General features: G+C 65.7%; 22 protein-coding genes, 1 tRNA gene and 1 pseudogene. 15 read left to right on the forward strand and 9 right to left on the reverse strand.

What is annotated here, in order from left to right; translation table 11 throughout:
* The 6 genes from puuE (at position 1) to CJ014_RS02805 (ending at position 8045) form a co-directional block, all read left to right on the forward strand.
* A complete protein-coding gene (gene puuE, locus CJ014_RS02780; RefSeq protein WP_100078971.1) occupies positions 1-918 on the forward strand; it encodes an allantoinase PuuE in 918 nt (305 codons plus the stop codon).
* Between the two features lie 153 nt (positions 919-1071).
* Positions 1072-2673: a peptide ABC transporter substrate-binding protein gene (locus CJ014_RS02785; protein WP_100078972.1), complete on the forward strand. Its 1602-nt coding sequence runs from the start codon at positions 1072-1074 to the stop codon at positions 2671-2673.
* Between the two features lie 277 nt (positions 2674-2950).
* Complete coding sequence (gene oppB, locus CJ014_RS02790) at positions 2951-3874, forward strand: oligopeptide ABC transporter permease OppB (protein WP_100078973.1); 924 nt, start codon at positions 2951-2953, stop codon at positions 3872-3874.
* A gap of 1 nt (position 3875) precedes the next feature.
* On the forward strand, positions 3876-5000 hold the full coding sequence (locus CJ014_RS02795) for an ABC transporter permease subunit (RefSeq protein WP_245427087.1): 1125 nt from the start codon (positions 3876-3878) through the stop codon (positions 4998-5000).
* Position 5001: 1 nt separating this feature from the next.
* Positions 5002-6594, forward strand: coding sequence for an ABC transporter ATP-binding protein (locus CJ014_RS02800; protein ID WP_100078975.1), 1593 nt, complete (start codon positions 5002-5004; stop codon positions 6592-6594).
* Between the two features lie 84 nt (positions 6595-6678).
* Positions 6679-8045, forward strand: a protein-coding gene (locus CJ014_RS02805) for an IS3 family transposase (RefSeq protein WP_425351887.1) whose coding sequence is annotated in 2 segments (ribosomal slippage) — positions 6679-7174 and positions 7174-8045 — 1368 coding nt in all. Because the reading frame shifts where the segments join, the coding sequence is not laid out codon by codon here.
* A gap of 178 nt (positions 8046-8223) precedes the next feature.
* On the opposite strand, the gene CJ014_RS02810 is transcribed toward CJ014_RS02805, so the two are convergent.
* Complete coding sequence (locus CJ014_RS02810) at positions 8224-9270, reverse strand: dipeptidase (RefSeq protein ID WP_100078976.1); 1047 nt, start codon at positions 9268-9270, stop codon at positions 8224-8226.
* A gap of 271 nt (positions 9271-9541) precedes the next feature.
* On the opposite strand from CJ014_RS02810, the gene CJ014_RS02815 reads away from it, so the two are divergent.
* The gene (locus CJ014_RS02815; RefSeq protein ID WP_100078977.1) at positions 9542-9856 is read left to right on the forward strand and encodes a DUF2249 domain-containing protein; all 315 of its coding nucleotides are present in this window, start codon (positions 9542-9544) and stop codon (positions 9854-9856) included.
* A gap of 84 nt (positions 9857-9940) precedes the next feature.
* On the opposite strand, the gene CJ014_RS02820 is transcribed toward CJ014_RS02815, so the two are convergent.
* The 5 genes from CJ014_RS02820 to CJ014_RS02840 form a co-directional block, all read right to left on the reverse strand.
* Positions 9941-12397 (reverse strand): glycogen/starch/alpha-glucan phosphorylase, encoded by a 2457-nt coding sequence (locus CJ014_RS02820; protein WP_100078978.1) that lies wholly within the window; start codon positions 12395-12397, stop codon positions 9941-9943.
* 285 nt (positions 12398-12682) lie between these two features.
* Positions 12683-13603, reverse strand: coding sequence for a 50S ribosomal protein L3 N(5)-glutamine methyltransferase (gene prmB / locus CJ014_RS02825; protein WP_245427021.1), 921 nt, complete (start codon positions 13601-13603; stop codon positions 12683-12685).
* Between the two features lie 151 nt (positions 13604-13754).
* Positions 13755-13829: transfer RNA gene (locus tag CJ014_RS02830), tRNA-Glu, on the reverse strand.
* 104 nt (positions 13830-13933) lie between these two features.
* Positions 13934-15076, reverse strand: coding sequence for a YcbK family protein (locus CJ014_RS02835; protein WP_118847908.1), 1143 nt, complete (start codon positions 15074-15076; stop codon positions 13934-13936).
* Between the two features lie 10 nt (positions 15077-15086).
* A complete protein-coding gene (locus CJ014_RS02840; RefSeq protein ID WP_100078981.1) occupies positions 15087-15527 on the reverse strand; it encodes a VOC family protein in 441 nt (146 codons plus the stop codon).
* A gap of 290 nt (positions 15528-15817) precedes the next feature.
* Here CJ014_RS02840 and CJ014_RS02845 point away from each other — a divergent pair, with 290 nt between their 5' ends.
* Both CJ014_RS02845 and CJ014_RS02850 read left to right on the forward strand, forming a co-directional pair.
* Complete coding sequence (locus CJ014_RS02845) at positions 15818-16393, forward strand: cold-shock protein (protein ID WP_100078982.1); 576 nt, start codon at positions 15818-15820, stop codon at positions 16391-16393.
* A 92-nt stretch (positions 16394-16485) separates the two neighbouring features.
* Positions 16486-17001 (forward strand): DUF192 domain-containing protein, encoded by a 516-nt coding sequence (locus tag CJ014_RS02850; protein WP_100078983.1) that lies wholly within the window; start codon positions 16486-16488, stop codon positions 16999-17001.
* Between the two features lie 7 nt (positions 17002-17008).
* Here CJ014_RS02850 and CJ014_RS02855 read toward each other — a convergent pair whose 3' ends face one another.
* Positions 17009-18868: a potassium/proton antiporter gene (locus tag CJ014_RS02855; RefSeq protein WP_165790723.1), complete on the reverse strand. Its 1860-nt coding sequence runs from the start codon at positions 18866-18868 to the stop codon at positions 17009-17011.
* A 381-nt stretch (positions 18869-19249) separates the two neighbouring features.
* Here CJ014_RS02855 and CJ014_RS02860 point away from each other — a divergent pair, with 381 nt between their 5' ends.
* The 4 genes and pseudogenes from CJ014_RS02860 to CJ014_RS02870 all read left to right on the forward strand — a co-directional run bounded on the left by CJ014_RS02860 (position 19250) and on the right by CJ014_RS02870 (position 22869).
* The gene (locus CJ014_RS02860; protein ID WP_100078984.1) at positions 19250-20938 is read left to right on the forward strand and encodes an ArnT family glycosyltransferase; all 1689 of its coding nucleotides are present in this window, start codon (positions 19250-19252) and stop codon (positions 20936-20938) included.
* 301 nt (positions 20939-21239) lie between these two features.
* Positions 21240-21581 (forward strand): annotated as a pseudogene (locus CJ014_RS28100) (phosphatase PAP2 family protein); the annotation flags it as partial.
* Between the two features lie 210 nt (positions 21582-21791).
* The gene (locus CJ014_RS28105) at positions 21792-22547 is read left to right on the forward strand and encodes a glycosyltransferase family 2 protein (RefSeq protein WP_245427089.1); all 756 of its coding nucleotides are present in this window, start codon (positions 21792-21794) and stop codon (positions 22545-22547) included.
* Positions 22540-22869: a lipid-A-disaccharide synthase N-terminal domain-containing protein gene (locus tag CJ014_RS02870; protein ID WP_100078986.1), complete on the forward strand. Its 330-nt coding sequence runs from the start codon at positions 22540-22542 to the stop codon at positions 22867-22869. Before CJ014_RS28105 ends, CJ014_RS02870 begins: the two co-directional genes overlap by 8 nt.
* Positions 22870-22871: 2 nt before the next feature.
* On the opposite strand, the gene ruvX is transcribed toward CJ014_RS02870, so the two are convergent.
* A complete protein-coding gene (gene ruvX / locus CJ014_RS02875; RefSeq protein ID WP_100078987.1) occupies positions 22872-23366 on the reverse strand; it encodes a Holliday junction resolvase RuvX in 495 nt (164 codons plus the stop codon).
* Between the two features lie 74 nt (positions 23367-23440).
* Positions 23441-24328 carry a GGDEF domain-containing response regulator gene (locus CJ014_RS02880; protein WP_133121797.1) on the reverse strand — a complete coding sequence of 296 codons (888 nt, stop codon included), beginning with the start codon at positions 24326-24328 and terminating at the stop codon, positions 23441-23443.
* Positions 24329-24770: 442 nt separating this feature from the next.
* Here CJ014_RS02880 and gatC point away from each other — a divergent pair, with 442 nt between their 5' ends.
* Both gatC and gatA read left to right on the forward strand, forming a co-directional pair.
* Entirely contained in the window at positions 24771-25058 is a 288-nt protein-coding gene (gatC, locus tag CJ014_RS02885; protein WP_100078989.1) for an Asp-tRNA(Asn)/Glu-tRNA(Gln) amidotransferase subunit GatC, read from the forward strand.
* Positions 25059-25103: 45 nt separating this feature from the next.
* Positions 25104-26579 (forward strand): Asp-tRNA(Asn)/Glu-tRNA(Gln) amidotransferase subunit GatA, encoded by a 1476-nt coding sequence (gene gatA, locus CJ014_RS02890; protein WP_100078990.1) that lies wholly within the window; start codon positions 25104-25106, stop codon positions 26577-26579.
* Positions 26580-26585 lie beyond the last annotated feature (6 nt).

Consider the following 26585-nt stretch of genomic DNA (forward strand, 5'->3'; position numbering starts at 1 on the left):
ATGATCGACAAGAGCTATCCCCGCGACATGGTCGGGTACGGCCGCAACCCTCCTGACGCCGCCTGGCCGGAAGGCGCCCGCATCGCGGTGCAGTTCGTCGTCAACTACGAGGAAGGCGGCGAGAACTGCATCCTGCACGGCGACGCCGCCTCCGAGGCCTTCCTGTCGGAAATCGTCGGCGCCCAGCCCTGGCCGGGTCAGCGGCACGCCAACATGGAGTCGATCTACGAATACGGCTCGCGCGCCGGCTTCTGGCGGCTCCACCGCCTGTTCACCTCGCGCGCCGTGCCGGTGACGGTCTACGGCGTCGCCACGGCGCTCGCCCGCAATCCCGAGGTGGTGGCGGCCATGAAGGAGGCCGACTGGGAAATCGCCAGCCACGGCCTCAAGTGGATCGACTACAAGGACTATACCAAGGAGGCCGAGCGCGAGCACATGCTCGAGGCCATCCGCATCCACGAGGAGGTCACGGGATCGCGGCCGCTCGGCTGGTATACCGGCCGTGCCTCGATTTTCTCCAACGAACTCGCCATGGAGGAGGGCGGCTTCCTCTATTCGTCCGACTCCTATGCCGACGATCTGCCCTATTGGGTCGAGGGGCCGAACGGGCCGCATCTCATCATTCCGTATACCCTCGACACCAACGATATGCGGTTTGCGACAAATCAAGGCTTCAACTCGGGCGATCAGTTCTACACCTACCTCAAGGACGCCTTCGACGTCCTCTACGAGGAAGGCCGGAACGGCAGTCCCAAGATGCTGAACGTCGGCCTGCATTGCCGCCTCGTCGGCCGGCCGGCCCGGGTTGCCGCGCTCCAGCGTTTCGTGGACCATGTGCTATCGCATGACAAGGTCTGGGTACCCCGCCGGATCGATATTGCCTGGCATTGGATCGCCCAGCACCGGCCCGGCGCCTGACGCCGGCCAAGAAGAAAGAAAAACGGCTGGCGCCGTCCCGCATGACCGGCGCCTTTGGATCACTGGCAAGCAGACCAACGAAAAAAACGCAATCTTTCGGCGATCGGCGGCAAGCGTCCGGTCGGCGCGACTACAGGCAGGAGGCTCGAAAACATGAACACCCCCCGAGTATTTCGCACATTGTCGGCGACGCTGATCGCCGGCTCGATGCTGGCGGTTCTGGCGACCCCGTCGCTGGCCGAGGTCGTCATCCGCCGCGGCAACGGCGGCGAACCGCAGACGCTCGATCAGGCGCATATTTCGATCGACGTCGAAGGCTTCATCGTCCGCGACATGTTCGAGGGCCTCACCATCTATGATCCGCACGGCAAGGTGATCCCGGGCGTCGCCGAGAGCTGGACGCTGTCGGACGACGGCACGGTCTACACCTTCAAGCTGCGCGAGGGGGCCAACTGGTCGGACGGCAAGCCGGTGACCGCCGACGACTTCGTGTTCGCCTACCGCCGGATGGAGGATCCGAAGGAAGCGGCCGAATACGCGACCATTCTCTATCCGATCAAGAATGCCGAGGCGATCAACGGCGGCAAGGCGGCCGTCGATACGCTGGGCGTCAAGGCGGTCGACGCCAAGACGCTCGAGATCACGCTCGAGCGGCCGACGCCTTATTTCATCGAGCTGCTCGCCCACTACGCGGCGCTGCCGGCGCCGAGCTGGGCCATCGAGAAGTTCGGCGGCGAATGGGTCAAGCCGGGCAATATCGTCTGCAACGGCGCCTTCTGCATGACCGAGAACGTGCCGAACGACCATATCACCGCGGTGAAGAACCCGAAGTATTGGGACGAGGCCAACGTCAAGATTGACAAGATCATATACAACCCGTCGGAAGATCAGGCGACCACCGAGCGCATGTTCGAGGCGGGCGAACTCGATCTCGTCTATAATTTCCAGACCGACCAGATGAAGTTCCTGGAAGACAAGCTTGGCAAGGATCAGGTGCTGGCCTTCTCCGATCTGGCTTCCTACTATTACGTCTTCGACAGCCGCACGCCGCCGTTCGATGACGCCCGCGTGCGTCAGGCGCTTTCCATGGCCGTCGACCGCGAGTTCCTGTCCGAGAAGATCTTCTCCAACACGCAGATGCCGGCCTATTCCTTCGTGCCGCCGGGCATTCCCGGCTACGAGTCGGCGACCGTCAGCTGGGCCGATCTCGACCAGCTCGACCGCGAGGACAAGGCCAAGGAGCTTCTGAAGGAGGCCGGATACGGCGAGGGCGGCAAGCCGCTCAAGATCGACATCCGCTTCAACACCAACGACAATCACAAGAAGGTGGCCACCGCCATCGCCGACATGTGGAAGGCGCTCGGTGCCGAGGTGACCATTCAGAACCTCGATGTGAAGTCGCATTACGCCTATCTGCAGGAGGGCGGCGCCTTCAACGTGGCCCGCGCCGGCTGGACGGCCGACTATTCCGACCCGGAAAACTTCCTGAACCTGCTCGTCTCCACCAACACCAGCTTCAACTACGGTCATTGGAAGAACGAGAAATTCGACGAGCTGATGAAGGCCTCCTATGAGGAGCGCGATGCCGCCAAGCGCATGCAATTGCTGCACGATGCCGAGCGTATCGCCATGGACGAGCAGGGCCTTGCCCCGCTGATGGTCCATGCCTCGACCTGGCTCGTGTCCAACAAGGTGCAGGGCTTCGCGCCCAACCCGGCGAACGAGCACCTGACCAAGTTCCTCTCCTTCAAGTAAGTCGATCGACGACATCCGCCCTTTCCTCTGCGACCGAGGGAAGGGCGGCGCCCCCGAGGGCGGCGCTTTCCCATGAACCGGGGGGCGTCGTCCGTCGGCCTATCCCGGGGGCTGGATCGTCGTGCGTCCCGACGGACGCAAAACGACGATCCGGTCTTCCGTCATCGCATCGGATGGTCCGAAACCCGGATTCCACCTTTCGGTCCGATGCGGTAACAGGCGCCCGGGCGGACACGTCGTTCTCGCCTTCCGTGACCAATCCAACGGGGACGGGTCCATGCTACGTTTTGTCCTGCGACGGCTGATGTCGGCCCTGCCGACCATCTTCATCGTCGTCACGCTGTCCTTCTTCCTGATGCGCGTCGCGCCGGGCGGTCCATTCAATCTGGAGCGTCCCCTCGAGCCCCAGGTTCTCGAGAACCTGAAGCGCGCTTTCCTGCTCGATCGGCCCCTGGTGGTCCAGTACGGCCATTACCTGTGGAATCTGTTGCACGGCGATCTCGGGCCGAGCTTCATCTACCGCGACTTCACCGTTGCCGAGCTGATCGGCAAGAGCCTGCCCTATTCGATGACCCTCGGCGCCTGGGCGCTGGTCGTCGCGGTGGTCGGCGGCATTGCCATCGGCTCCTATGCCGCGCTGCACCAGAATTCCTTCGTCGACTATATCGTGATGGGCGTCGCCAGCTTCGGCATCACCGTCCCGAATTTCGTGCTGGCGCCGATCCTGTCCTTCATCTTCGCCGTGGTGCTGCACTGGCTGCCGGCCGGCGGCTGGGGCGACGGAGGCCCGACCAACCTGCTGCTGCCGGTGATTTCGCTGGCGCTGCCGCAGCTCGCCGTGTTCGCGCGCATCACGCGCGGCTCGATGATCGAGACGCTCCGGGCCGATCATATCCGCACCGCCCGCGCCTATGGCCTGCCCACCCGCGTCGTCGTGGTCGTCCATGCCATGCGCGCCGCGCTGGTGCCGGCGGTCAGCTATCTCGGCCCGGTCGCCGCCGCCGTGCTGACCGGCTCGGTGGTGGTCGAGACGGTCTATTCGCTGCCCGGCGTCGGACGCTATTTCGTGCTCGGCGCCCTCAACCGCGACTATACGCTGGTGATGGGCACCGTCGTGCTGATCTCGGTGTTCATCGTCGTGTTCAATCTTCTCGTCGACATTCTCTATGCCGTTCTCGATCCGAGGGTCCGTTATGAGTGAGATGACGCAAGCCCTCGTCGAGCCGGCGGCCGCGATGCGCGGCACCAGCCTGTGGGCCATGGCCCGCCACCGCTTCCTGCGCAACAAGGCGGCGATGGCCAGCCTCGTGGTGCTGATCGTCGTGGCGGTGTTCAGCTTCGGCGGCACCTGGGTGTATCCGCACAAGTATGACCAGATCTTCCCGTCCTACGTGGCGGTGCCGCCCTCGCTCGATCCCTATCCGCTCGAGGACACGTTGCAGCGGGTGATGCAGACGGCCGTCGAGCGGGCGCGCCTCAGGCTCGACGCCTTCGACGCCGACGGCACGGCCTATACGGCGCGCATCAGCTCCGACAAGCCGATCGACGCCCGCGCCACGCGCTATCTCGACCGTCCCGACGAGTTCGACGGCGCCGAGATCACCGCGACGCTGGACGACGGCAGGACCATCGAGGTCCAGGGCAAGATCAACGGGCAGTATTTCCCGTTCGGCACCGACCGCAACGGCCGCGACCTGTTGCCGCGCATCATGGTCGGCGGGCAGGTGTCGATCACCGTCGGCCTGCTCGCCACCTTCGTGTCGCTGATCATCGGCGTCACCTACGGCGCCGTGTCCGGCTATATCGGCGGCCGCGTCGACAACGTGATGATGCGCTTCGTGGAAATCCTCTACTCGCTGCCGTTCATGTTCTTCGTGATCATGCTGGTCGTGTTCTTCGGCCGGCATTTCGTGCTGATCTTCGCGGCGATCGGCGCCATCGAGTGGCTGGACATGGCGCGTATCGTGCGCGGACAGACGCTGTCGCTGAAACGGCGCGAGTTCGTCGAGGCAGCGCATGCCATGGGCCTCACCAACTGGCAGATCATCCGCCGGCACGTCATCCCCAACACCATCGGCCCGGTGGTGGTGTTCGTCACCGTGCTGGTGCCGAAGGTCATCCTGCTCGAAAGCTTCCTCTCCTTCCTCGGCCTCGGCGTGCAGGAGCCGATGACCTCCTGGGGATCGCTGATTGCCGAGGGCACCACGGGCATGCAGGCGGTGCCGTGGCTCCTGATCTACCCGGCCGTCTTCTTCGTGGTGACGCTGTTCGCCCTCAACTTCATCGGCGACGGCCTGCGCGACGCCCTCGATCCGAAGGACCGCTGACATGGCCGAAACGCTTCTCGACATTCGCGGGCTAAGCGTCCGCTTTTCGACGCCGACCGGCGACGTCCACGCAGTGAAGGGCATCGACCTTCAGGTGAGCAAGGGCGAGACGCTGGCCATCGTCGGCGAAAGCGGCTCGGGCAAGAGCCAGACCATGATGGCGATCATGGGCCTGTTGGCCGCCAACGGCCGCGCCGAGGGTTCGGCCAAGTTCCAGGGCCAGGAGATGATCGGCCTGCCGCTCGGCAAGCTCAACCGCATCCGCGGCGCCAAGATCACCATGATCTTCCAGGAGCCGATGACCTCGCTCGATCCGCTCTACAGGATCGGCAAGCAGCTCGCCGAGCCGATGATGCGCCATCGCGGCCTCACGGCCAAGGCGGCGCGGGCACGGGCGATCGAGCTCCTGAAGCTCGTCAGGATCCCCGACCCGGAGCGGCGCGTCGACAGCTACCCCTACGAGATGTCGGGCGGCCAGCGCCAGCGGGTGATGATCGCCATGGCGCTCGCCAACGATCCGGAGCTGTTGATCGCCGACGAGCCGACGACGGCGCTCGACGTCACCATCCAGGCGCAGATCCTGGAGCTGCTGGCCGAACTGAAGCAGCGGATCGGCCTTGCCATCGTGTTCATCAGCCACGACCTCGGCATCGTCCGCCGCTTCGCCGACCGGGTGGCGGTGATGCGCACCGGCGAGGTGGTGGAAAGCGGCACGGTGGCCGACATCTTCGGCAATCCGCAGCATCCCTATACCAGGATGCTGCTCGCCGCCGAGCCGACCGGCCGCAAGGCGCCGCCGGCCGACAACGCGCCGGTGCTGCTCGAAGGCCGGGACGTCGACGTTCGCTTCACCATGGGCGGCGGCTTTCTCGGCGGCAAACGGCTCGACATCCACGCCGTCGATCACGTCGACATCCGCCTCAAGGAAGGCCAGACGATCGGCATCGTCGGCGAGAGCGGCTCGGGCAAGTCGACGCTCGGCCGGGCGCTTCTGCGCCTCAACCACGGCACCGGCGCCATCCGCTTCGGCATGGACGACATTTCCGAGGCGAGCCGCCAGGAGATGCGCCGCCATCGCCGGCAGATGCAGCTCGTCTTCCAGGACCCGTTCGGATCGCTCAGCCCGCGCATGACCGCCGGCCAGATCGTCACCGAGGGGCTCCTGGTCCACGAGCCGCAGCTCAGCAAGTCGGACCGCGATCTCCGGGCCATCAGGGCCTTCATGGAGGTCGGCCTCGATCCGGCGACGCGCAACCGCTACCCGCACGAGTTCTCCGGCGGCCAGCGCCAGCGCATCGCCATCGCCCGGGCGATCATCCTGAAGCCGCAGGTGGTGGTGCTGGACGAACCGACCTCGGCGCTCGACCGGTCGGTGCAGAAGCAGATCGTCGAGCTGCTGCGCGACCTGCAGGCCAAGCACGGCCTCAGCTACCTGTTCATCAGCCACGATCTGGCGGTGGTCCGGGCGCTGTCGGACTACATCGTCGTGATGAAGAGCGGCAAGATCGTCGAGGAGGGCTCGACCGACCAGATCTTCGACGCGCCGCGCGAGAGCTACACGCGCGAACTGATGGCCGCCGCCTTCGGCAAGTGACGGCGGCTGAACGCCTCGGAAAAGCGAAGGCCGGGCAGTTTGAACTGACCCCCGAAAGTTGGACACCAACGTTCGGGGGTTTTTATGTCCAAGTACAGCGTTTCTTTCAAAGAACGCGTCGTTGCGTTTTATGGGGGTGGCGAGCGTAGCTACGCAGATGTCGGGCTACAGTTTGGCATCGACCATTCGACGGTGCGCAAATGGATCGGCCTTTATGCGGCGCACGGTTCGGCTGGGCTGACGAAGCAGCACAGCCACTACGACGCCGCATTCAAACTGTCGGTCTTGCAGCGGATGTGGACTGAGGGGTTGTCCTATCGGCACACGGCTGCGATCTTCAACATTCGCAATGCCAGCTGTCTTCCGGATTGGGAGAGAGGCTATGAGCAGGCCGGGATCGAAGGCTTGGCTCCTCGCCGCAAAGGGAGGCCACCGCGCATGAAGAAGCCCGAACCGCCCTCCGAGACGCCTGATCCATCGGTGGATTCGGCCAAGAGCCGTGAGGAGCTGTTGGCGGAGCTGGCGTATCTGCGCATGGAGAACGCTTACCTAAAAAAACTGGAGGCCTTAGCGCAGGCGCGTCAAACGCCGAACGGACGCAAGCCGTCCAGGCGTTAAGGCCACTCCACTCGTTCGACGGGCTGCTGAAGCTTTCCGGGCTTGCGCGCAGCACGTTCTATTATCAGCGGAAAGCGCTGTCGTCGGGCGACCGGCGCGCGGCGTTGAAGGTGACGATCAAATCGATCTTCGAGACGCACAAGGGGCGCTATGGCTATCGTCGGGTGGCGGCGGCGATCCGTGGCCGCGGAGAGGTGGTCAATCACAAGACCGTCCAGCGGCTGATGGTCGAGATGGGATTGAAGTCTCTGGTCCGGCCAAAGAAATACCGCTCCTACAAAGGCGAGAAAGGGCATGTGGCGCCAGACCTTCTCCAGCGCCAGTTCACCGCCGAACGCATGAACCAGAAGTGGACGACGGATGTAACCGAGTTCAATGTCGCCGGCGAGAAGCTCTACCTGTCGCCGGTGATGGACCTCCACAACGGCGAGATCATCGCCTTCGAGACGGCAAGGCGGCCTATCTTCAAGCTGGTCAAGGACATGCTCGACAAGGCATTGAACACACTGGGCGAGGCAGACGGGCCGATCCTGCATTCCGATCAGGGATGGCAGTACCGAATGCCCGCCTGGAGCAGCCTGCTCGAAAGCCGTAACATCGCACAGTCCATGTCCCGCAAGGGAAACTGCCTCGACAACGCCGCCATGGAGAGCTTCTTCGCCACTCTCAAGTCCGAGTTCTTCCATCCCAATCGTTTCGACAGCATCGAAAGCCTGCGAGACGGTGTCGAGGACTATATCCGCTACTACAACAATGACCGCATCAGGATGAAACTCAAAGGGCTGAGCCCCGTACAATACAGGACCCAGCCCTTAAATCGACCCAGCCTATGAAACCGTCCAACTTAATGGGGTCAGTTCAAACCGGGGCGGCCTTTACTGCTGTCATCCCTACAAATCCTAGAGCATCGGACCGAAAAGTGGAATCCGTTTTTCGGAAAATCCGATGCATAAACAAAAGCCTAGAGCGGCAGACCGGATATATCCGGGCGCCCGCCGCTCTAGTCGCGTTTCACTCCCGCCAGACCTGCGCCAGAATACGCAGCCAGTTGTCGCCGCAGAGCTTGGCGAGATCCGCTTCGCCATAGCCGGCCTGGCGCAACGCGCCGACCAGTGCCTGCTGACCGGCGGCGTCGCCGATTTCGGCCGGAATGGTGGCTCCGTCATAATCCGAGCCGAGGCCGACGCCGTCGATGCCGAGATGCTCCACCAGATGGTCGACGTGGCGCACCATGTCGGTGAGCGGCGTCGTCGCATTGTCCTGGCCGTCAGGCCGCAGGAAGGACGTCGCGTAGTTGAGGCCGACCATGCCGCCGGTGTCGCGAATGGCGTCGAGCTGGCGGTCGGTGAGGTTGCGCGTCACCGGCGTGATGGCATGAACGTTGGAGTGGGTGGCGATCAGCGGCATGTCCGACACCTTGGCGACGTCCCAGAAGCCCCGTTCGTTGATATGCGACAGGTCGATCATGATGCCGAGCCGGTTGCAGGCCTTCACGAGCCGGACGCCTGCCTCGGTAAGGCCGGGGCCGGTATCGGGCGAGCTCGGATAGGCGAAGGGCACGCCGTGGCCGAAGGCGTTGGTGCGGCTCCACACCGGCCCGAGCGACCTGAGGCCGGCGGCGTAAAAGGCGTCGAGCGCCAGAAGGTCGGGGTCGAGGGGCTCGCAGCCTTCCATGTGCAATACGGCGGCGAACACGCCGTCGTCCATCGCCTGGCGAATCGCGGCCGTCGACGTGCAGAGCCGCCAGGCGCCCTCGCGGTCGAGCCTGTGGGCGATGCCGGCCATGGCCACGGCGGCGGCCAGCGCGGCCGGCTGGTCGATCGGCTCGGCGAGCGGCGAGGCATAGCTGCCCCCGTCGAACGTCGGGCGGGGGCCCTGCCTCGACGGCACGAAAATGGCGCAGAGACCGCCGGCGAGACCGCCGGCACGGGCGCGCGGACCATCGATATGGCCGGTGGCGATGCCGTCGCGGAACTCGGTGACCGGATCGCCGCCTCTGCCCGCGGTTTCCCAGAGGCGCATCAGAACATCGTTATGTCCGTCGAATACAGGCTGCATCACACCATCGCTCGGTCAGAAGGAAGGACCGCCCGAAAAGGGCAGGGACTTCGGGGCGGCGGCACGGCGGAACCGGCGGTCGCACCGGCCCGTGTCGCATCCGTGGAGATACCAAGTGGTAGGAGGCTCGCCGGGGGAGGTCAACATGCCTCGGCGCCGGCGATGCGCAGTCGTCCGGATAGGAGAGAATTATCCTCCGGTTTGCGCCGGCGCAAAGTATCCGGATGCCGGCATCCCTATGATCGAACCACTGACGAAGCGGAGAGAAAGCATGACCGATACTGCCACCCGTGATCTCGAACTCGACGTGCGCGGGCTGCCCTGCGTCAACCGTCGCGCCATCATCTTCGGCAGCTTCGACCGGTTGGCCGACGGCGAGTCGCTCGTCGTGATCAACGACCACGAGCCGGTCGGCCTGCGCGGCCACTTCGAGGATATCGTGCCGGGCCGCTACCGCTGGGAGGCGCTGCCGCGCACCGACGAGGCGTTCCGCGTCCGCATCACCCGCGCCGCCTTCGATCCCGAACTGGCGCGCGAAGGCGCCGCGGCGCTCGCCGCGCTGGCACGCCATAGCTGCGACCATTGATTTTCTGCCCGGGGCGGAAAACGGAACGGGCGGCAAGGCCGAAAGCCTGCCGCCCGTTTTGTCGTCTCCGAGCTCCAAGGAAAATCAGAAGTTCGGCTCGACGCCCCAGACGTCCTTGGAATAGCCGCGAATGGTGCGGTCGGAGGAGAACCAGCCCACCTTGGTGGTGTTGAGGATCGACCGTTCCGTCCAGCGGGTCTTGTCGCGATAGTCGACGTCGACGGTGCGCTGGGTCTGGAAATAGGACTGGAAGTCGGCCGTCACCAGGAACCAGTCGGTGTGCCACAGGCGGTCGGCCACCTCGTTGAACCGGCCGTGGTCGTCGGGCGAGAAGGTGCCGTTGACCATGGCGTCGATGGCGCCCTTCAGCGTCGGGTCGCTGTCGATGGTGGCGTTGGGGTTGTAGCCGCGCTGACGCAGGCCGGCGACATCGTCGGCGGTGAGACCGAAGATGTAGATGTTATCAGGGCCGACACGCTCGGCGATCTCGACGTTGGCGCCGTCGAGCGTGCCGATGGTCAGCGCGCCGTTGAGCGCCAGCTTCATGTTGCCGGTGCCGGAGGCCTCCATGCCGGCCGTCGAGATCTGCTCGGAAAGATCGGCCGCCGGAATGATCACCTCGGCCAGCGACACGTTGTAGTTCGGCAGCACCGCCACCTTCAGCCGGTCGCCGATGATCGGGTCGTTGTTGACGACGCGGGCGACGTCGTTGGCCAGCTTGATGATCCGCTTGGCGATCTGGTAGCCGGGGGCCGCCTTGCCGCCGAAGATCTTGACGCGCGGCGTCCACTCGGCGCCGGGGCCGCGGCGAATGGCCTGATAGAGGGCGATCGTTTCGAGGACGTTGAGAAGCTGGCGCTTGTATTCGTGCATGCGCTTGATCTGCACGTCGAACAGCGCGGTGGGATCGACGCGCAGGCCGATGCGCCGCTCGATCTCGGCGGCGAGGCGCACCTTGTTGGCCTGCTTGGCGGCGGCGAACTTGTCGCGGAAGCTGGCGTCGGTGGCGAACTTCGCTGCGTCCTCGATCTTCTCGAGATTGTCGACCCAGCCGTCGCCGATCGCCTCGAGCAGCAGCGCGCGCAGGCCGGGGTTGCACTCGTAGAGCCAGCGGCGCGGCGTGATGCCGTTGGTCTCGTTGACGATGCGGTCGGGGTAGAGCAGGTGGTAGTCCTTGAACACCGTCTGCTTCATCAGCTCGGTGTGCAGCGCCGACACGCCGTTGACCCGCCGCGAGCCGACGAAGGCGAGGCTGCCCATCTTGATCTCGCTGCCCCACTCGATGATGCGGATATTGTCCAGCGACACCGGCAGGTTGCGCCCCTGCACCTCGGCGAGGTGGTGGTAGTCGATCCATTCGATGATCTGCATATGGCGCGGCAGCACCTTGCGGAACAGGTTGGTGTTCCAGCGCTCCAGCGCCTCGGGCATCAGCGTGTGGTTGGTGTAGCTGAGGCACTGGCGGGTGATCTCGAAGGCTTCCGGGAAGGTCAGCCGGTAGTCGTCGGCGAGAATGCGCATCAGTTCGGCGACGGCGATCGCCGGATGCGTGTCGTTCATCTGGATCGCCACCTGCTCGGGCAGCTTGCGGATGTCATCGTTGTCTTCGAGATAGCGGCGGAGGATGTCCTGCAGCGAGGCGGAGGTGAAGAAATATTCCTGCTTGAGGCGCAGTTCCTTGCCTTCGGCCGTGGTGTCGTCGGGATAGAGCACGCGCGAGATGGTCTCGGCGCGGATGGTCTTCTCGGCGGCCGACATGTAGTCGCCGTGGTTGAAGCGGCCGAGGTCGAGCACCTCGACGGGGCGCGAGGCCCAGAGGCGCAGCGTGTTGACGTGGCGGCCCTTCCAGCCGGCGATCGGCGTGTCGTAGGCGACCGCCTTCACCGTCTCGTCGGCGCGCCAGTAGGTGGCGCCATGGCCATCGAAGGAGATCTGGCCGCCGAACTTGACGAGATAGGCCATCTCGGCCCGCTCGAACTCCCAGGCGCGGCTGGACACCAGCCAGTCCTCCGGCTCCTCCACCTGCCAGCCGTCGTGGAAGCGCTGGCGGAACAGGCCGTGGTCGTAGCGGATGCCGTAGCCGTGGGCCGGGATGCCCAGCGTCGACATGGAATCCATGAAGCAGGCGGCGAGGCGGCCGAGGCCGCCGTTGCCGAGGGCGGCGTCGCTCTCCTGCTCGAGCTGGGCCTGGTAGTCGATGCCGAGCTCGGCGCAGGCGGTGCGAACCTGGGCCTCGATGCCGAGATTGCAGACGGCGTCGTTGAGCAGGCGGCCGATCAGGAACTCCATGGACAGGTAGTAGACGTGCTTCTTCTGGCCGGCGTGCGAAGCCTTGGTGGATTCGAACCAGCGCTCCACCACCTGGTCGCGCACGGCGAGCGACAGCGCCATGCTCCAGTCCTTGGCCGTCGCCCGGGACGGATCCTTGCCCACGGCGTATTTCAGCTTGGCGCGGACGGCCTCCCTGAAGGCCTCCGCCGTGAGGGCGGGCGCCTGACCGGCGGAGCCGGCGGCCTCATCGATCCTGATCGTGTCGTTCATCGGTGATCCCTGCGGTTTCGATCGATTGTCGCCGATGAAGGTTACGAGGCAGTGACCGATTTCTCCGGCCGCACCGTAACGCCAAGTACCGTCACCGGATAATCGTCGCCAAGACTACGCGGCACTTGGCCACGGCCTCTTGAAGCGGACACTGGCGAGCACTGCCGCGGCTGTCTAGGTCTTCGGCACCACAGTCGAGAAAAAACGCCGGAAAATGCCGATTATGCCATCTATAAATGCATAACTCCGACATTTGTTTCGTCGAGATATGCGTAAATTGCAATTCTAGACATCTTCCGTCACACCGAGATCCTCGGCCGACAGCCAGAAAACCTCGCCCTCGGACTCGGCCGTGTCGAGCCAGACGAAGGGCAGGTCGGGATAGGTCATCTCGAGGATTTCCCGGTCGCTGCCCACCTCGCAGAGGAGACCACCGCCGGGGTTGAGGTGATCGGGCGCCGCCTCGATGATGCGGCGGACGATATCGAGGCCGTCGAGGCCGCCGGCGAGCGCCATCTCCGGTTCCTGCCGGTATTCGTCCGGCAGTTCGGCCATGGCCTCGTCGTCGACATAGGGGGGATTGGTGATGATGAGATCGTAACGGCGGCCGTCGAGCGGGGCGAACAGGTCGCCGTGATAGAGGCCGACGCGGCCGTCGCCGAGGCGGTCGACGTTGATCGCCGCCACATCGAGCGCATCCTCCGAGAGGTCGACGGCGTCGACGGCGGCGTTCGGGAAGACCATCGCCGCCAGAATGGCGAGGCAGCCGGAGCCGGTGCAGATATCGGCGACCGACAGGATGTCGTCGGGATCGCGGATCAGCGAGGCTTCGCCTTCGCCGGAGAAGGCTTCCGAGAACAGCAGCTCGCCGACGAACGAGCGCGGCACGATGACGCGCGGATCGACGACGAAGGGCACGCCCTGAATATAGGCCTTGCCGACCAGGTAGGGCGTCGGCATCCGTTCGTCGACACGCCGGTCGATCCGTTCGATGACGAGCCGCCGCTCGGCGCGCGTCAGGCGGGCATCGAGCCAGGGATTGATGTCGTCGATCGGCAGGTGCAGCGATTCGAGGATCAGGAAAACGGCGTCGTCGATCGCCTCGCTGGTGCCGTGGCCGATGCCGATCTCGGCGTCGCCATAGCGGCTCATGGCATAGCGCAGGAGGTCCCGGACGGTGAGGAGGTCGTCGGCAATGTCGGTCACGGCTGTATTCCCGGAAAAGAGGGCGCGGCTGCTATGGCACGGCGCAGGCATCGCTGCAATCAGGCGTGTGGAGACGGCGAAAACAACGCTCAACGTTCGTCGAAACGCACGTCGCTCCGGTACGAACAGTGAAATAAAATGTTCGGAAGAATGGTACGGCCTACGGGAATCGAACCCGTCTCTCCAGCGTGAAAGGCTAGTGTCCTAACCGATAGACGAAGGCCGCCCAACGAGGGGCGCTTATAGTGAGCTTCTGCCGGTTGGGCAAGAGCCAATCGGTATTTGCCGAGGCTTTTTTGCAGCTTCATCTAGGCGCTTGATCGGCAAGCGTTATCCGCGCTTGCGACAGGCCCAGCGCCACTCGCGCCGCCGCCCGGTATCCACATGGATCGACTTGGTGTGGCAGTAGAGGCCGAGGCCGCCGCGCGAAGGATGGCTGTAGAAATAGCGGGCGAGCTCATCGCGCGCGATGCCGGGCATATAGAGATCGACGGCGTTGCAATAGAGGTGCTGCGAGTGCAGCGCGCCGCGGACGCTCCGATTGTGCGACGGGGAGCGATAGCCCGAGGTGATCACCGCCTTGCGGCTGAAATGCCGCTCGGCGTCGCGGATCATGCCGAGCAGCGGCGACTTGACGCAGGACACGTTGATCGCCGAATGGGCGAGCAGCAGTCCGTTGGCCGCCTGCACCACGTCGCGCGGCAGGCCGGGAACGTAATGGGCGTAGGGCTGGACCTCGCCGTCGAACAGGCCGCGCGGGTCGCCATCCGGACCGCGCGAGGCGAGCACCAGGTTGCCCTGCCAGGCGACGCCCGGCAGGCCCTCGAACAGCTCCTGCGGCCGCTCGGGGCGGGCGGTGTAAACGTTGACGAAGTCGTGCTCGAGGCCGTCGTCGACGGGCGGCTTGGGCACGGCGATCTTGGCCGGGTCGGCCTCGTCCTCGCCGGTGAGTTCGGCCTCCGACACCTCGGCGGCTTCCTCCACGGGGATCGCGGCGAGGTCGGCCTCCGCTTCCGCCTTGGCCGCCGCGACGTCGGCGGCCGTCGGCCGGGCTTCGTCGGGTTTGGCCGCCGTTTGCGAAGCGGCGGGCGTGGCGTCGGGCCCGGCGGATGCGGGTTCGGCGGCGGACGGCTCACCGCCGCCGAACAGCGAGGCGAACAGTCCGGAGGCCCTGGGCTTTTCCTCGAGAGCCACGGCGGCGACCACGGACGCGGCCGGCGCGTTCCCGTCGTCCGGCTTGGCCGTCTCCTCCTGCGGGACGGCGGACGCGGCATCCGGCTTCTTCGGGCCTTCTTCCGCGCTCTTCTCGGCGTCGGCCTTCGCCTTGATCTCGGCGATCTCGACCGGGGTGAGCGGTTTGAATTCGGAACGGTCCAGCACCGCGCCGCAGCCGGCCGCGGCGAGGCTTGCCAATACGAGCAGTGCCGACCGCAGCGTCATGGCTGCCCCGTCCTTGCCGATCAGCCGGCGCACGGGCCGCGCCTCACCACTTGCCGGTGTTGGGCATCGAGACCCAGGGCTCGGCCGGCGGCAGGGCATCGCCCTTCTGCAGGAGCTCGATGGAGATATTGTCCGGCGAGCGGACGAAGGCCATGCGGCCGTCGCGCGGCGGCCGGTTGATGGTGACGCCGCCCTTCATGAGACGGTCGCAGGTGGCGTAGATGTCGTCCACCTCGTAGGCGAGGTGGCCGAAGTTGCGGCCTTCACCGTAGGCTTCCGGATCCCAGTTGTAGGTCAGCTCGACGAGCGGCGCGCTGTGCGCCCGGCCGGCCTCGACATCGTCGGACGCGGCCAGGAAGATCAGCGTGTAGCGCCCCGCCTCGTTCTCGCTCCGCCGGACCTCGGTCATGCCCAGCAGGTCGCGGAAGAAGGCGAGCGACGCGTCGACGTCGGTGATCCGCACCATGGTGTGAAGATAGCGCATGTCGTTTTCCTCCGCTTGAGCCGCCGGGCGGCCGGTTTCCGTTTCGGTTCGGCGGGTAGTTATCCCCGGTCCGCCGACGGATGCAAGGCTGGCGGCTTTGCGAACAAACCGGCACCGCCGCCGTGGTGCGAGAGGCTGCTGGCGGAAAGCGCGCGCAAAACCGTTAACAGCGGTTAACGAGGGGCTTGCGGAAGGGTGGCCCTCAGGTGGTATTTTAGCAGAAGAATCACGAATAGTCGGGGCGCGGAACTATCCGCGCTTGTCGTAAGTGCGATCGTGGAGACTGGCTCATGGCCAAGGCTCAGTTTGTGTCGGAAGACAACACCGCCGACGAGGACGTCGGCGTGGAAGTCATTGAAGTCGCGGGCGTCATCAAGTGGTTCGACGTCGCGAAGGGATTTGGCTTCGTCGTGCCGGATGAGCCGGGCTTGCCTGACGTGCTCCTCCACGTCACCTGCCTGCGGCGCGATGGGTTCCAGACCGCCTACGAAGGCTCGCGCGTCGTTTGCGAGGCGATGCGCCGGCAAAAGGGGTTGCAGGCGATGCGCGTGCTGTCGATGGACGAATCGACGGCGGTGCATCCGTCTCAATTGCCGCCCTCGCGCACCCATGTTCAGGTGACCGCCTCGAGCGGCCTCGAGCAGGTCGAGGTGAAGTGGTTCAACCGCGTGCGCGGGTTCGGCTTTCTGACGCGTGGCGACGGTACCGAGGACATTTTCGTCCACATGGAAACGCTGCGCCGCTTCGGCATCACCGAGCTTCGGCCGGGCCAGCGCGTGCTGGTGCGCTACGGCGACGGGCCGAAGGGAAAGATGGTCGCGGAAATTCGCCCGCTTCAGCCCGGCGGCATACCTTCGTCACATTGATGCCTTAGTGGGGCGGCGCGCGGCGTCGGCAAGGTCCGGCGGGCGCGCCGTGTCGTGTGCAAACACCGAACAGTCAGGGATCGAAGGCAAAAATGTCGGAAGTAACGTCGTGGCGCCTCGTCATACGGGCGCTCGCCGCAGGTCTTGTTGCAGCATTCGCCATTCTCTACTTTTTCGGAAACGGCTCGAAGGCCGGCGAGGGCGACAACCCCGTCGGCCCTCGTTCCAGCCTCAGCGTGGAAACTTCGACCGGCGTCTATCCCTATCAGGTGGAGATTGCCGACACCGATGAGAGCCGGTCGCGCGGCCTGATGTTCCGCCGCGAAGTCGCCCCGGGAACCGGCATGCTGTTCGACATGGGCGCCACGCGCGACGTCGCCTTCTGGATGCACAACACTTTCGTGCCGCTCGACCTGGTCTTCATCTCGGAAAAGGGCAGGGTGGTGTCGATCGCCCATGGCGCCAAGCCGCAGTCGGATGCCCGCATTCCCTCGCAATCGCCGGTGCGGTTCGTTCTCGAACTGCCGACGCCGGAGGCCAAGCGCATCGGCCTGTCGGTCGGCGACCGGGTTCGCCATCCGGCGATCGACGCCGTGCTGGGGCAGTGATCCCGGCTTAATCCGTTCCCTGAGCGGCCTTCTTGACGGCTTCCGCCGGCTTCTCCTCTTTCGAAAAGCGCTGGTGCAGCCGGCCGTACAGGCGACGCATCAGTTTCGGCGGCGGCATTTGCGGCGACCGCATGGACAGGTCGACGACATCCTCGAGCCTCAGGCTGGCCTTGACGAGCTGCCCGTCCTCGACGGCGCGCGCCACGAGCTCGGCATAGGAAGCCAGCGTCAGCCGGCTGCCGGCGCGCAGCCGGCTGCCGTGACGGGCCGAGAAGGCTTCGGCGACGGTGAGACCGGCAAGGTTCGGGGGGATCTGCATTTCATAGAAGGTGGCGAGATCGGACAGCGAGGCGTCCGGCGCCACCGCGAATTCGCCGAAGGCCGTGCGCTTGGCCGCGGCCAAGGTCTCGGCCGGCAAGGGCGCGAACAGCCGGTCGAGGCGGTTGACGCGATCCAGGGGCGAGATGAAGTAGGCGTAGTCGCCACTCCGGATCTGGCCGGCCTCGGCGGCGTTCTTGACCGCGCCGTCGCGCACGACGATCACCGGCTTCAGCCAGGCGGGCAGGGAGGTCGGCCGCAGCGCGGCATAGCTGTCGGACCGCACGGGATAGCCGACCATCTCGTTGTCGGTCTGGCCGGGCAGGTCGATCTCGACGCGGCGCGCGCTGGCCGCCGTCCGCTTCAGCGCCATTCCGAAAAAGCGCGCCGCCGGCGCGATGCTCCACCCCTGGATGAGCAGCGATATCAGCACCACGAAGAAGGCGACGTTGAAATACATCGGCGCGTTGGGCGCGCCGGCCAGCGTCGGCACGGTGGCCAGGAAGATCGAGACGGCGCCGCGCAGGCCGACCCACGAGACGAAGTTGATCTCCGGCGGCGTGAAGCCGAAAGGCTTCAGGCAGATCCAGACGGCGGCCGGCCGGCCGAGGATGATCAGGAACAGCGCGATCGTCAGGCCCTGCGGCGCATACTCGATCAGCTTGCTGGGCGTCACCAGCAGGCCGAGCATCAGGAACATGACGATCTGGCAGAGCCAGGTGGCGCTTTCGAGAAACTTGCTGATGGCGGGGTAGGCGCGGACGGTGCTGTTGCCGACCACCAGGCCGGCCACGTAGACGGCGAGAAAACCCGATCCATCGAGATAGGAGGTGATGCCGAACATGCTGACGGTCAGCGCGATGACGAACAGCGGATGCAGCCCGCCGGGCAACGTCAGCCGGTTGAGCGCCAGCGTCGCCAGCGCACCACCGGCGACGCCCATGGCGCCGCCGAGCGCCGCCTGCCGAGCCAGCGCCGTCAGCGTGCCGAAGCCGGGCGCCGAATGGGCGACGGCCAGTTCGGTAAGGACGATGGTGAGGAAGACCGCGACCGGGTCGTTGGAACCGGATTCGATTTCCAGCGTGGCTCCGACGCGCGGCCTCAGTTGCAGGCCACCGGTCTTCAGCAGGAAAAAGACCGCTGCCGCGTCGGTCGAGGCGACGATCGAGCCGAGCAGCAGCCCCTCGATGAGATCGTAGCCGAGAACAAGATAGCTGAACGCGCCGATGAGCAGGGCGGTCGCCGCGACGCCGGCCGTCGCCAGCGTGAGGGATGGCCCGAGCGCCTCGCGGGTCTCGGCTAGCCGCATTCTCAGGCCGCCGTCGAACAGGATGATGGCCAGCGCGCAGGAACCGATCAGGTAGGTGAGGCGGTAGTTGCTGAATTCGATGCCGCCGGGGCCGTCGCTGCCGGCCAGCATGCCGACCACCAGGAAGACGAGCAATAGCGGCGTGCCGAAGCGCGAGGCCAGAAGGCTCGAAAGGATACCGAGGAGGATCAGCGTCGCGCCCAGGGCCAAAACAAGGTTGGCGACCGCGATCTGATGCATTCGAGCCTCTGACGGTTTGGGACTCCCGTGGCGCGAACTCGACATTCGGATCCCGGCCGGCATCGGCTCCAGATCAAATGTCAAATTCAAAGTTCCACTGGGAACAATGGATTGCCAGTGATTTACGACTCCGATACTTGCTCCGGGCTGGTATCGGGCGGATGACAGATGCCGGAGTCGAACCACTGGTCCGACATGCTTCCACATTGAGGCGACTTTGGGAACCGATTCATGGAGATCTTGTAATTTTTGATGAAGCGGGCCCCGTCCGTTGGCAAGGCGCGGGATGGTTGCGCAACTGTGATGCCCAGACGTGTCTTTCCGTGATAAGAGGCGCGCGTATCTCTCGGCAGAGAGTTTCTTCGGCGCGGATTTCGGTGCATGGACGAGCAGAGCGACAAGCAGGCCCGGGCAGAGGGGGAGCCGATATCCGGCAAAGCGCCGGGCCGCCCGTGGCCGCATCTCGTCAACCTTCTCGTCCTGACCCTCGTCGCCTTCGCGCTTTTCGCGCCGGGCATCTCGTCGCTGCCGCTCACCGACCGTGACGAGGCGCTCTACGTCCAGGCCTCCCACCAGATGCTGGAAACCGGCGACTGGGTGGATATCCGCTTTCAGGACGAGCCGCGTTACAAGAAGCCGGCGGGCATCTACTGGATACAGGCCGCCGCGGCCGAATTGTCCGGTTATGGCAAGGATGCGCCCCTCTGGATCTATCGCCTGCCGTCGCTGGCGGGGGCGGTGCTGATGGTCCTGTTCACCTACGGCATCGGTGCGACGCTCGGCACGGCGCGGGCGGGGCTGATCGCCGGCCTCCTCGCCGCCTCCACCATGCTGATCGGCTTCGAGGCGCGTATCGCCAAGACCGACGCCATGCTGTGCGCCACGGTGCTGGCCGCCGAGTTTGCCCTGGCCCGGGCCTATGTCGATCCGGCAAGGGCGAGATCGCTGCCGCGCAATGCACTGTTCTGGACGGCGATGGGCGTCGGCATCCTGATCAAGGGACCGATCACGCCGCTGATCGCCGGCCTCACGCTGGTCGTCGTGTCGGCTAGGGAACGGTCGGCGGCGCTCTGGCGGTCGCTGTCGCCGCTGAAGGGCATCGCCTTCATGCTCCTTCTGGTGCTGCCCTGGCTCATCGCCATCGGCTGGATCTCGGGCGGCGCGTTCTTCAGCAAGGCGGTCGGCCAGGACATGCTCGGCAAGGTGGCCTCCGGCCAGGAGTCGCACGGGGCGCCGCCCGGCATGCATCTCCTGGTGGCGCTCGGCACCTTCTGGCCGCTGTCGGTGCTGGCGCCGTTGGCGATCGTTCAGGTCTGGAAGGCGCGACGCGAGCCGGCGATCTTCTTCCTGATCGCCTGGGTCGTGCCGGGCTGGCTGATATTCGAGGCGGTGGCCACCAAGCTGCCCAACTATGTCCTGCCCTTCATGCCGGCGCTGGCGGTGCTGGTGGCGCTGTCGCTCGACAGCGGCGCGCTCGGCGCGGCGCGGCGCGGCTGGCGGATTTCGGTCGCCTTCATCGCGGTCGGCGCGGTGCTGGTCGGCTTCGGGCTCAACATCGCTTTCCTGATCTATCAGGGCCATGCGAGCTGGCAGGGCCTCGTCGGCGCGGTCATCGTCGCCGGCCTTGGCGTCGCGGCGAGCCGCTTTCTCGCTTCCGGGCGGCTGCGCTCCGGGCTGGCCGCCACGGTGGCCGCCGCCGGCGGCCTGATGCTGCTGGGCTATGCCATCCTGCTGCCGGCGGCGAGGCAGCTCTGGCTCAGCGACGATCTCGCCGAAGCCGTCGCCTCCGTCCGCCGGTGCGACGCGCCGGCCGTCTCGGTGGTCGGCTATGGCGAGCCGAGCACCGTCTTCCGTCTCGGCACCGGCACGCTGCGGACGACCGCGCCGGCTGCCGCCGAAGCCTTCCGGATGAACGACTGCGCCATCGCCATCGTCTCGGCCAATAACCGGGAGGCGTTCGTTACGGCGCTCGGCGAGGCGGACAAGGCGCCGGAACCGGTCGCCACCGTGTCCGGCCGCAACCTCAACGGCATGAAGCTGCGCACCATGCTGCTGTTCGTAAAGCCGTGAGGGGCCGTCGATGCTGATCAACAGGCGGCCGGCTCGCTGGCGCGATCCCGACGTCATCAAGACCGTCTTGTGGCTGGCCGGCGTCCTGACGGTTCTCGCCATCGTCGTGTCGGGCCGGTTCGATGAAGAGGCGCGCGCCTGGGTGATGGCCGGCGGGCGGCCGGCGCCGATCTGGCGGTTCCTGTCGCGGCTGGGCCAATCGGACTGGATGCTGATCCCCTCCGGTGTCGTGCTGATCGTGATGTACTGTCTCAGGCGGCCGAGGTTCGGCGGTCCGGCGAGGTTCGAGACCCTCCACGACATGGTGCTGTTCTTTTTTACCGCCATCGCCGCCACCGGCATCGCGGTTCTCATCGTCAAATATTCGTTGGGCTTTTCCCGTCCGTCGGTCGAAGGCGCGCGGGTGATGCGCGTCTTCGCCTTCCATCCATCCTATGCTTCCTTCCCGTCGGGACATTCGACGACGGCGGCGGCCTTCGCGCTGTCGCTGACGCTTCTGTGGCGGCCGCTGGCCGTCGTGGTCTGGCCGCTCGCCATCGCCATCGGCGCGTCGCGGGTCATGGTCAACGCCCACCGGATTTCCGACGTGGTGGCCGGCCTTTCCTTCGGCGCCTGGGGCACGCTGTTCGTCGCGACCTGGTTCGCGCGGCGGGGCCGGCTGTTCCGCCTGTCGGAAAGCGGGCTGCCGCTGCCGCTCCGCCATCGGTTCGACACACTCTCCGGCGAGGGCAGAGCCTTGTTGACGCGGCTCCGGCTTGTCATAAGCAGGCGGATCGGCGTCCCCGATTTTCATCTCTCAGGGGTAGGGCAGCCGGACGCCGCGAAAAACGCGCATCCGGCCGGAGTGACCAGCATGATCATACCGAAACCATCCGAGACGGGCTTTGTCTCGGTCGTCATTCCCGCCCGCAACGAGGCGGACAATCTCGCGGTCATCGTGCCGGAGATTCTCGTGGCCATGGCCGGCCGCGCCTTCGAGGTGATCGTCGTCGACGATGGCTCGACCGACGGGACCGGCGCCGCCGTCGCCGCCTGGAAGGCCGAGGGCAGGCCGGTCCGCCACATCCGCCATGTCGAGGCCTGCGGCCAGTCGGCGGCCGTGCGTTCCGGCGTGCTGGCGGCGCGTGGCGAGATCGTCGCCACCATCGACGGCGACGGCCAGAATGACCCCGCCTATATCCCGAGACTGGTCGATGCGCTCATCGCCGCCGGTCCGTCGGTGGGGATCGCCGCCGGCCAGCGCCTGAAGCGGACCGACGGCCTGGCCAAGCGCTATGCCTCGCGCTTCGCCAACTGGCTGCGCAACGTCATCCTGAAGGACGCGACGCGCGACACCGGTTGCGGCCTCAAGGCGGTGCGGCGCGACATCTTCCTGCTGCTGCCGTTCTTCCACGGCTGGCACCGCTATCTGCCGGCGCTGGTGCTCAGGGAGGGCTACGGCGTCACCCATCTCGATGTCGTCGACCGCTCGCGCATGCACGGCGCTTCCAACTACGGCATCTTCGACCGCGGATTGCAGGGCATCCTCGACCTCTTCGGCGTCTGGTGGCTGAAGCGGCGCATCAAGCGTCTTCCCGTGGTCTCGGAAATTGGTGGCGACAATGGCTGATCTCTTCGCGCAGTTCGCCGGCTGGCTTCACGACGTATTCGTCAAGCAACTCGATTTCTGGGTGATCCTCGGCTTCATCGCCCAGGCCATGTTCACCATGCGCTTCGTCGTGCAGTGGCTCGCCTCCGAGAAGGCCAAGGCTTCGGTGATCCCGGTGGCCTTCTGGCTGTTCTCGCTGGGCGGCGGCTTCCTGCTGCTGGTCTATTCCATCGCCCGGCAGGATCCGGTGTTCATCGCCGGCCAGGGGCTCGGCCTGCTCATCTATATCCGCAACCTGATGCTGATCAGGAAGTCGACCAAGCGCGCCGACGGGCCTGAGTGAGATCAGAGGCGTCGCGGATCGTCGGCGCGCGCGGCGAGATGCAGGCGGTCCAGGAAGCCTTGCAGGATGAAGCTCGCCGCCAGCTTGTCGACCACCTCGTCGCGCCGCCGGCGCGAGGCGTCCGCCTCGAGGAGCGTGCGGGTGACCGCCGCCGTCGACAGCCGCTCGTCCCAGAAGAAGATCGGCCGGCCGTCGAGGGGCGTGAGGTTGCGGGCGAAGGCGCGCGTCGACTGGGCGCGCGGCCCCTCGCTGCCGTCCATGTTGATCGGCAGGCCGAGCACGTAGCCGCCGACGTTATGCCGGTCGGCGAGTTCGATCAGCGCGGCGGCGTCCTTGCCGAACTTGACGCGGGACAGGGTCACGAGCGGCGTGGCGATCAGGAAGCGTTCGTCGGACAGGGCGACGCCGATCGTCTTGGTGCCGAGGTCGAGGCCGAACAGGCGGCGTTCCGCCGGCAGGGCCGCCACGAAGGCGATGGGATCTCCGGCTTCGGTCATCGGTTCTGCCTTTTCACGCGGGAAGGGCACTCCCTAGCACGCCGTGCATTCCGGCCCAAGCCTTGGCGCGGAAGTCAGGAGACGATTTCCGGTGAGGTCGCCGATACCCGGTCGCGGCCGGTGTTCTTGGCCTGGTAGAGCGCCGAGTCGGCGCGCCGATAGAGGTCGTTGACCGTGTCTCCCGGCCTGAATTCGGCGACGCCGAAGCTGGCGGTCAGCCGGATGGTGCTGTCGCCGCGCTCGATCGCCAGCGCGTTGATCTGGCCGCGCAGGTAGTCGGCAACCGAAATGCCGCCATCGACGGGGATGCATGGCAGGATCACCGCGAACTCCTCGCCGCCGATGCGGGAGAAATGCGAGTCGGACGGCACGCGCAGTGTTCCGACGTTGCGGATCACTTCGTCGCCGGCGTCGTGGCCGTAGATGTCGTTGATATGCTTGAAGTGGTCGATGTCGAACAGGATGAGCGAGAAGGTGCCGCCAAACTCGGCGGCGGTGATTTCCGCATCGAACCGCTGGCGGAAGGCGCCGCGGTTGAAAAGGCCGGACAACGGGTCGACGGTCGCCATTTCGATCAGCCGGCGCTGCATGATCAGCGTTCGCTCGGCCACCCGCAGCCGGGCATTGAGCTCGTCCTGGCGCGGCGGCTTGGACATGAAGTCGTCGGCGCCGGCGTCGAGCACGCCGATGGAATGCTGAGCGTCGTTGGACGCCGACATGCCGATGACGTAAAGCGGCCGGCCGGCGTCGGCGAGCAGGCGCGCCTCCCAGCACAGTTCGGTGCCGGAAACGCCGCCGATCTCGAAGCTGGTGATCAGCACCTCGGCCTGCGGTGCCGTCTGGATATACTGAAGCGCCTCGCGACCGTCGGTGAAATAAGCGACGTCGTCACCACGAGGTTCAAGCATCCTCTGCAGGATCATCAGTCCGGTTCGACTGCCGTCGACGAGCACGATGTGCATGATACGCTTGGTATAGCTGAAAAGCGGCCGGGCCACCCCTGGAAAGTGCTGAACTCATAGACTGTTTCTGTCGAATTCATCAATGAAAAAACAACGGATTCCAGCCAATCGCGGTTCAGAAAGCAGAACTTTACAAAGACGATTTCCTACGAAAATACAGCCGTTATGCCGACGGATTAAAATATTCGGATAGATCAATGTGTTAAGCGATCGACGCCATATAGCCACCGTCGCACGGGGTTGCTAGGCGCTTCGGCGAAGTCCTTCGTTATGCCCCTCCCGGTTGTCACTCTTGAGGGTTGCAGGGCGTCGGCGGTCGCGACTCAGCGGCTGCCCGGCGCCAAATTCCCCGCCATGACAACGGGAGCATGAGGAAGCGGGTGGCTCCGGGCCGCGACCGGTGCTATACGCGGGACATTCCAGTCTGTTCGAGGGAATCTACATGTCCGTGGATACGGCAACTGTGCGCCGCGTTGCGCGTCTCGCCAGGATCAAGGTCACCGATGACGAGGCGGAGCGCATGACCAATGAGCTCAATTCCATCCTCGGATTCGTCGAGCAACTGAACGAGGTCGACGTGGCCGGCGTCGAGCCGATGACCTCGGTGGTGTCCGTGAAGATGCGCCGCCGGCAGGACGTCGTCACCGACGGCGAGGATGCCGTGGCGGTCACCGTCAATGCGCCGGTCTCCGAGGATCATTTCTTCCTGGTGCCCAAGGTGGTCGAGTAACTCCCGCCAGACGCCTGCTTCTCACGATTTTTCGGGATTTCCGCCGTGACCGATCTCACTGCACTCACCCTTGCCGAGGCGCGCGACGCGCTGAAGGCCAAGACCTTCACCGCCGTCGAGCTGACCGACGCCTATATCGCCGCCATGGAAAAGGCGCGCGTGCTCAACGCCTATGTCGCGGAAACGCCGGACAAGGCCTGCGACATGGCCAAGGCGTCCGACGCGCGCATCGCCGCCGGCAAGGCCGGCGCCCTCGAAGGCCTGCCGCTCGGCATCAAGGACCTCTATGCGACCAAGGGCGTCCACACCCAGGCGTGCAGCCATATTCTCGATGGCTTCAAGCCGACTTACGAGAGCACGGTGTCGGCCAACCTCTGGGCCGATGGCGCCGTGATGCTCGGCAAGCTCAACATGGACGAGTTCGCCATGGGCTCGTCCAACGAGACCAGCCACTACGGCGCGGTGATCAATCCGTGGCGGCGCAACGGCTCCGACGTCAACCTGGTGCCGGGCGGTTCGTCCGGCGGCTCGGCGGCGGCCGTCGCCGCCCGCCTCTGCCTCGGGGCGACCGCCACCGACACCGGCGGCTCGATCCGCCAGCCGGCCGCCTTCACCGGCACCACCGGCATCAAGCCGACCTATGGCCGCTGCTCGCGCTGGGGCCTCGTCGCCTTCGCCTCGTCGCTCGACCAGGCCGGCCCGATCGCCCGCGACGTGCGCGACGCGGCGATCCTGCTCAAATCGATGGCGTCGGTCGATCTCAAGGACACCACCTCGGTCGACATGCCCGTTCCCGACTACGAAGCAGCCATCGGCAAGTCGGTGAAGGGGCTCAGGATCGGCATTCCCAAGGAATACCGGCTCGACGGCATGCCGGCCGAGATCGACGCGCTCTGGCAGAAGGGCATCGACATCCTGCGCGAGGCCGGCGCCGAGATCGTCAATATCTCGCTGCCGCATACCAAATACGCCCTGCCGGCCTATTATATCGTGGCGCCGGCCGAGGCGTCGTCGAACCTCGCCCGCTACGACGGCGTCCGCTACGGGTTGCGCGTGCCGGGCTCGGACATCGTCGACATGTACGAGAACACCCGGGCGGCCGGCTTCGGCGCCGAGGTGAAGCGCCGCATCCTGATCGGCACCTACGTGCTGTCGGCGGGCTATTACGACGCCTATTACCTGCGCGCCCAGAAGGTGCGCACGCTGATCAAGCGCGACTTCGAGACGGTCTACGCCGAGGGCGTCGATGCCATCCTGACGCCGGCCACGCCGTCGGCCGCCTTCGGCATCGGCGAGAAGGCCGACGCCGATCCGGTCGAGATGTATTTGAACGACGTGTTCACGGTGACCGTCAACATGGCCGGCCTGCCGGGCCTTGCCGTGCCGGCCGGCCTCTCCGCCGAGGGCCTGCCGCTCGGCCTGCAACTGATCGGCCGGCCGTTCGACGAGGAGACGCTGTTCACCCTCGGCGCGGCGATCGAAAAGGCCGTCGGCACCTTCAGCCCGGCGAAGTGGTGGTAAGGGGAG

It is taken from the genome of Pleomorphomonas carboxyditropha, assembly GCF_002770725.1.
Classification (GTDB): domain Bacteria; phylum Pseudomonadota; class Alphaproteobacteria; order Rhizobiales; family Pleomorphomonadaceae; genus Pleomorphomonas; species Pleomorphomonas carboxyditropha.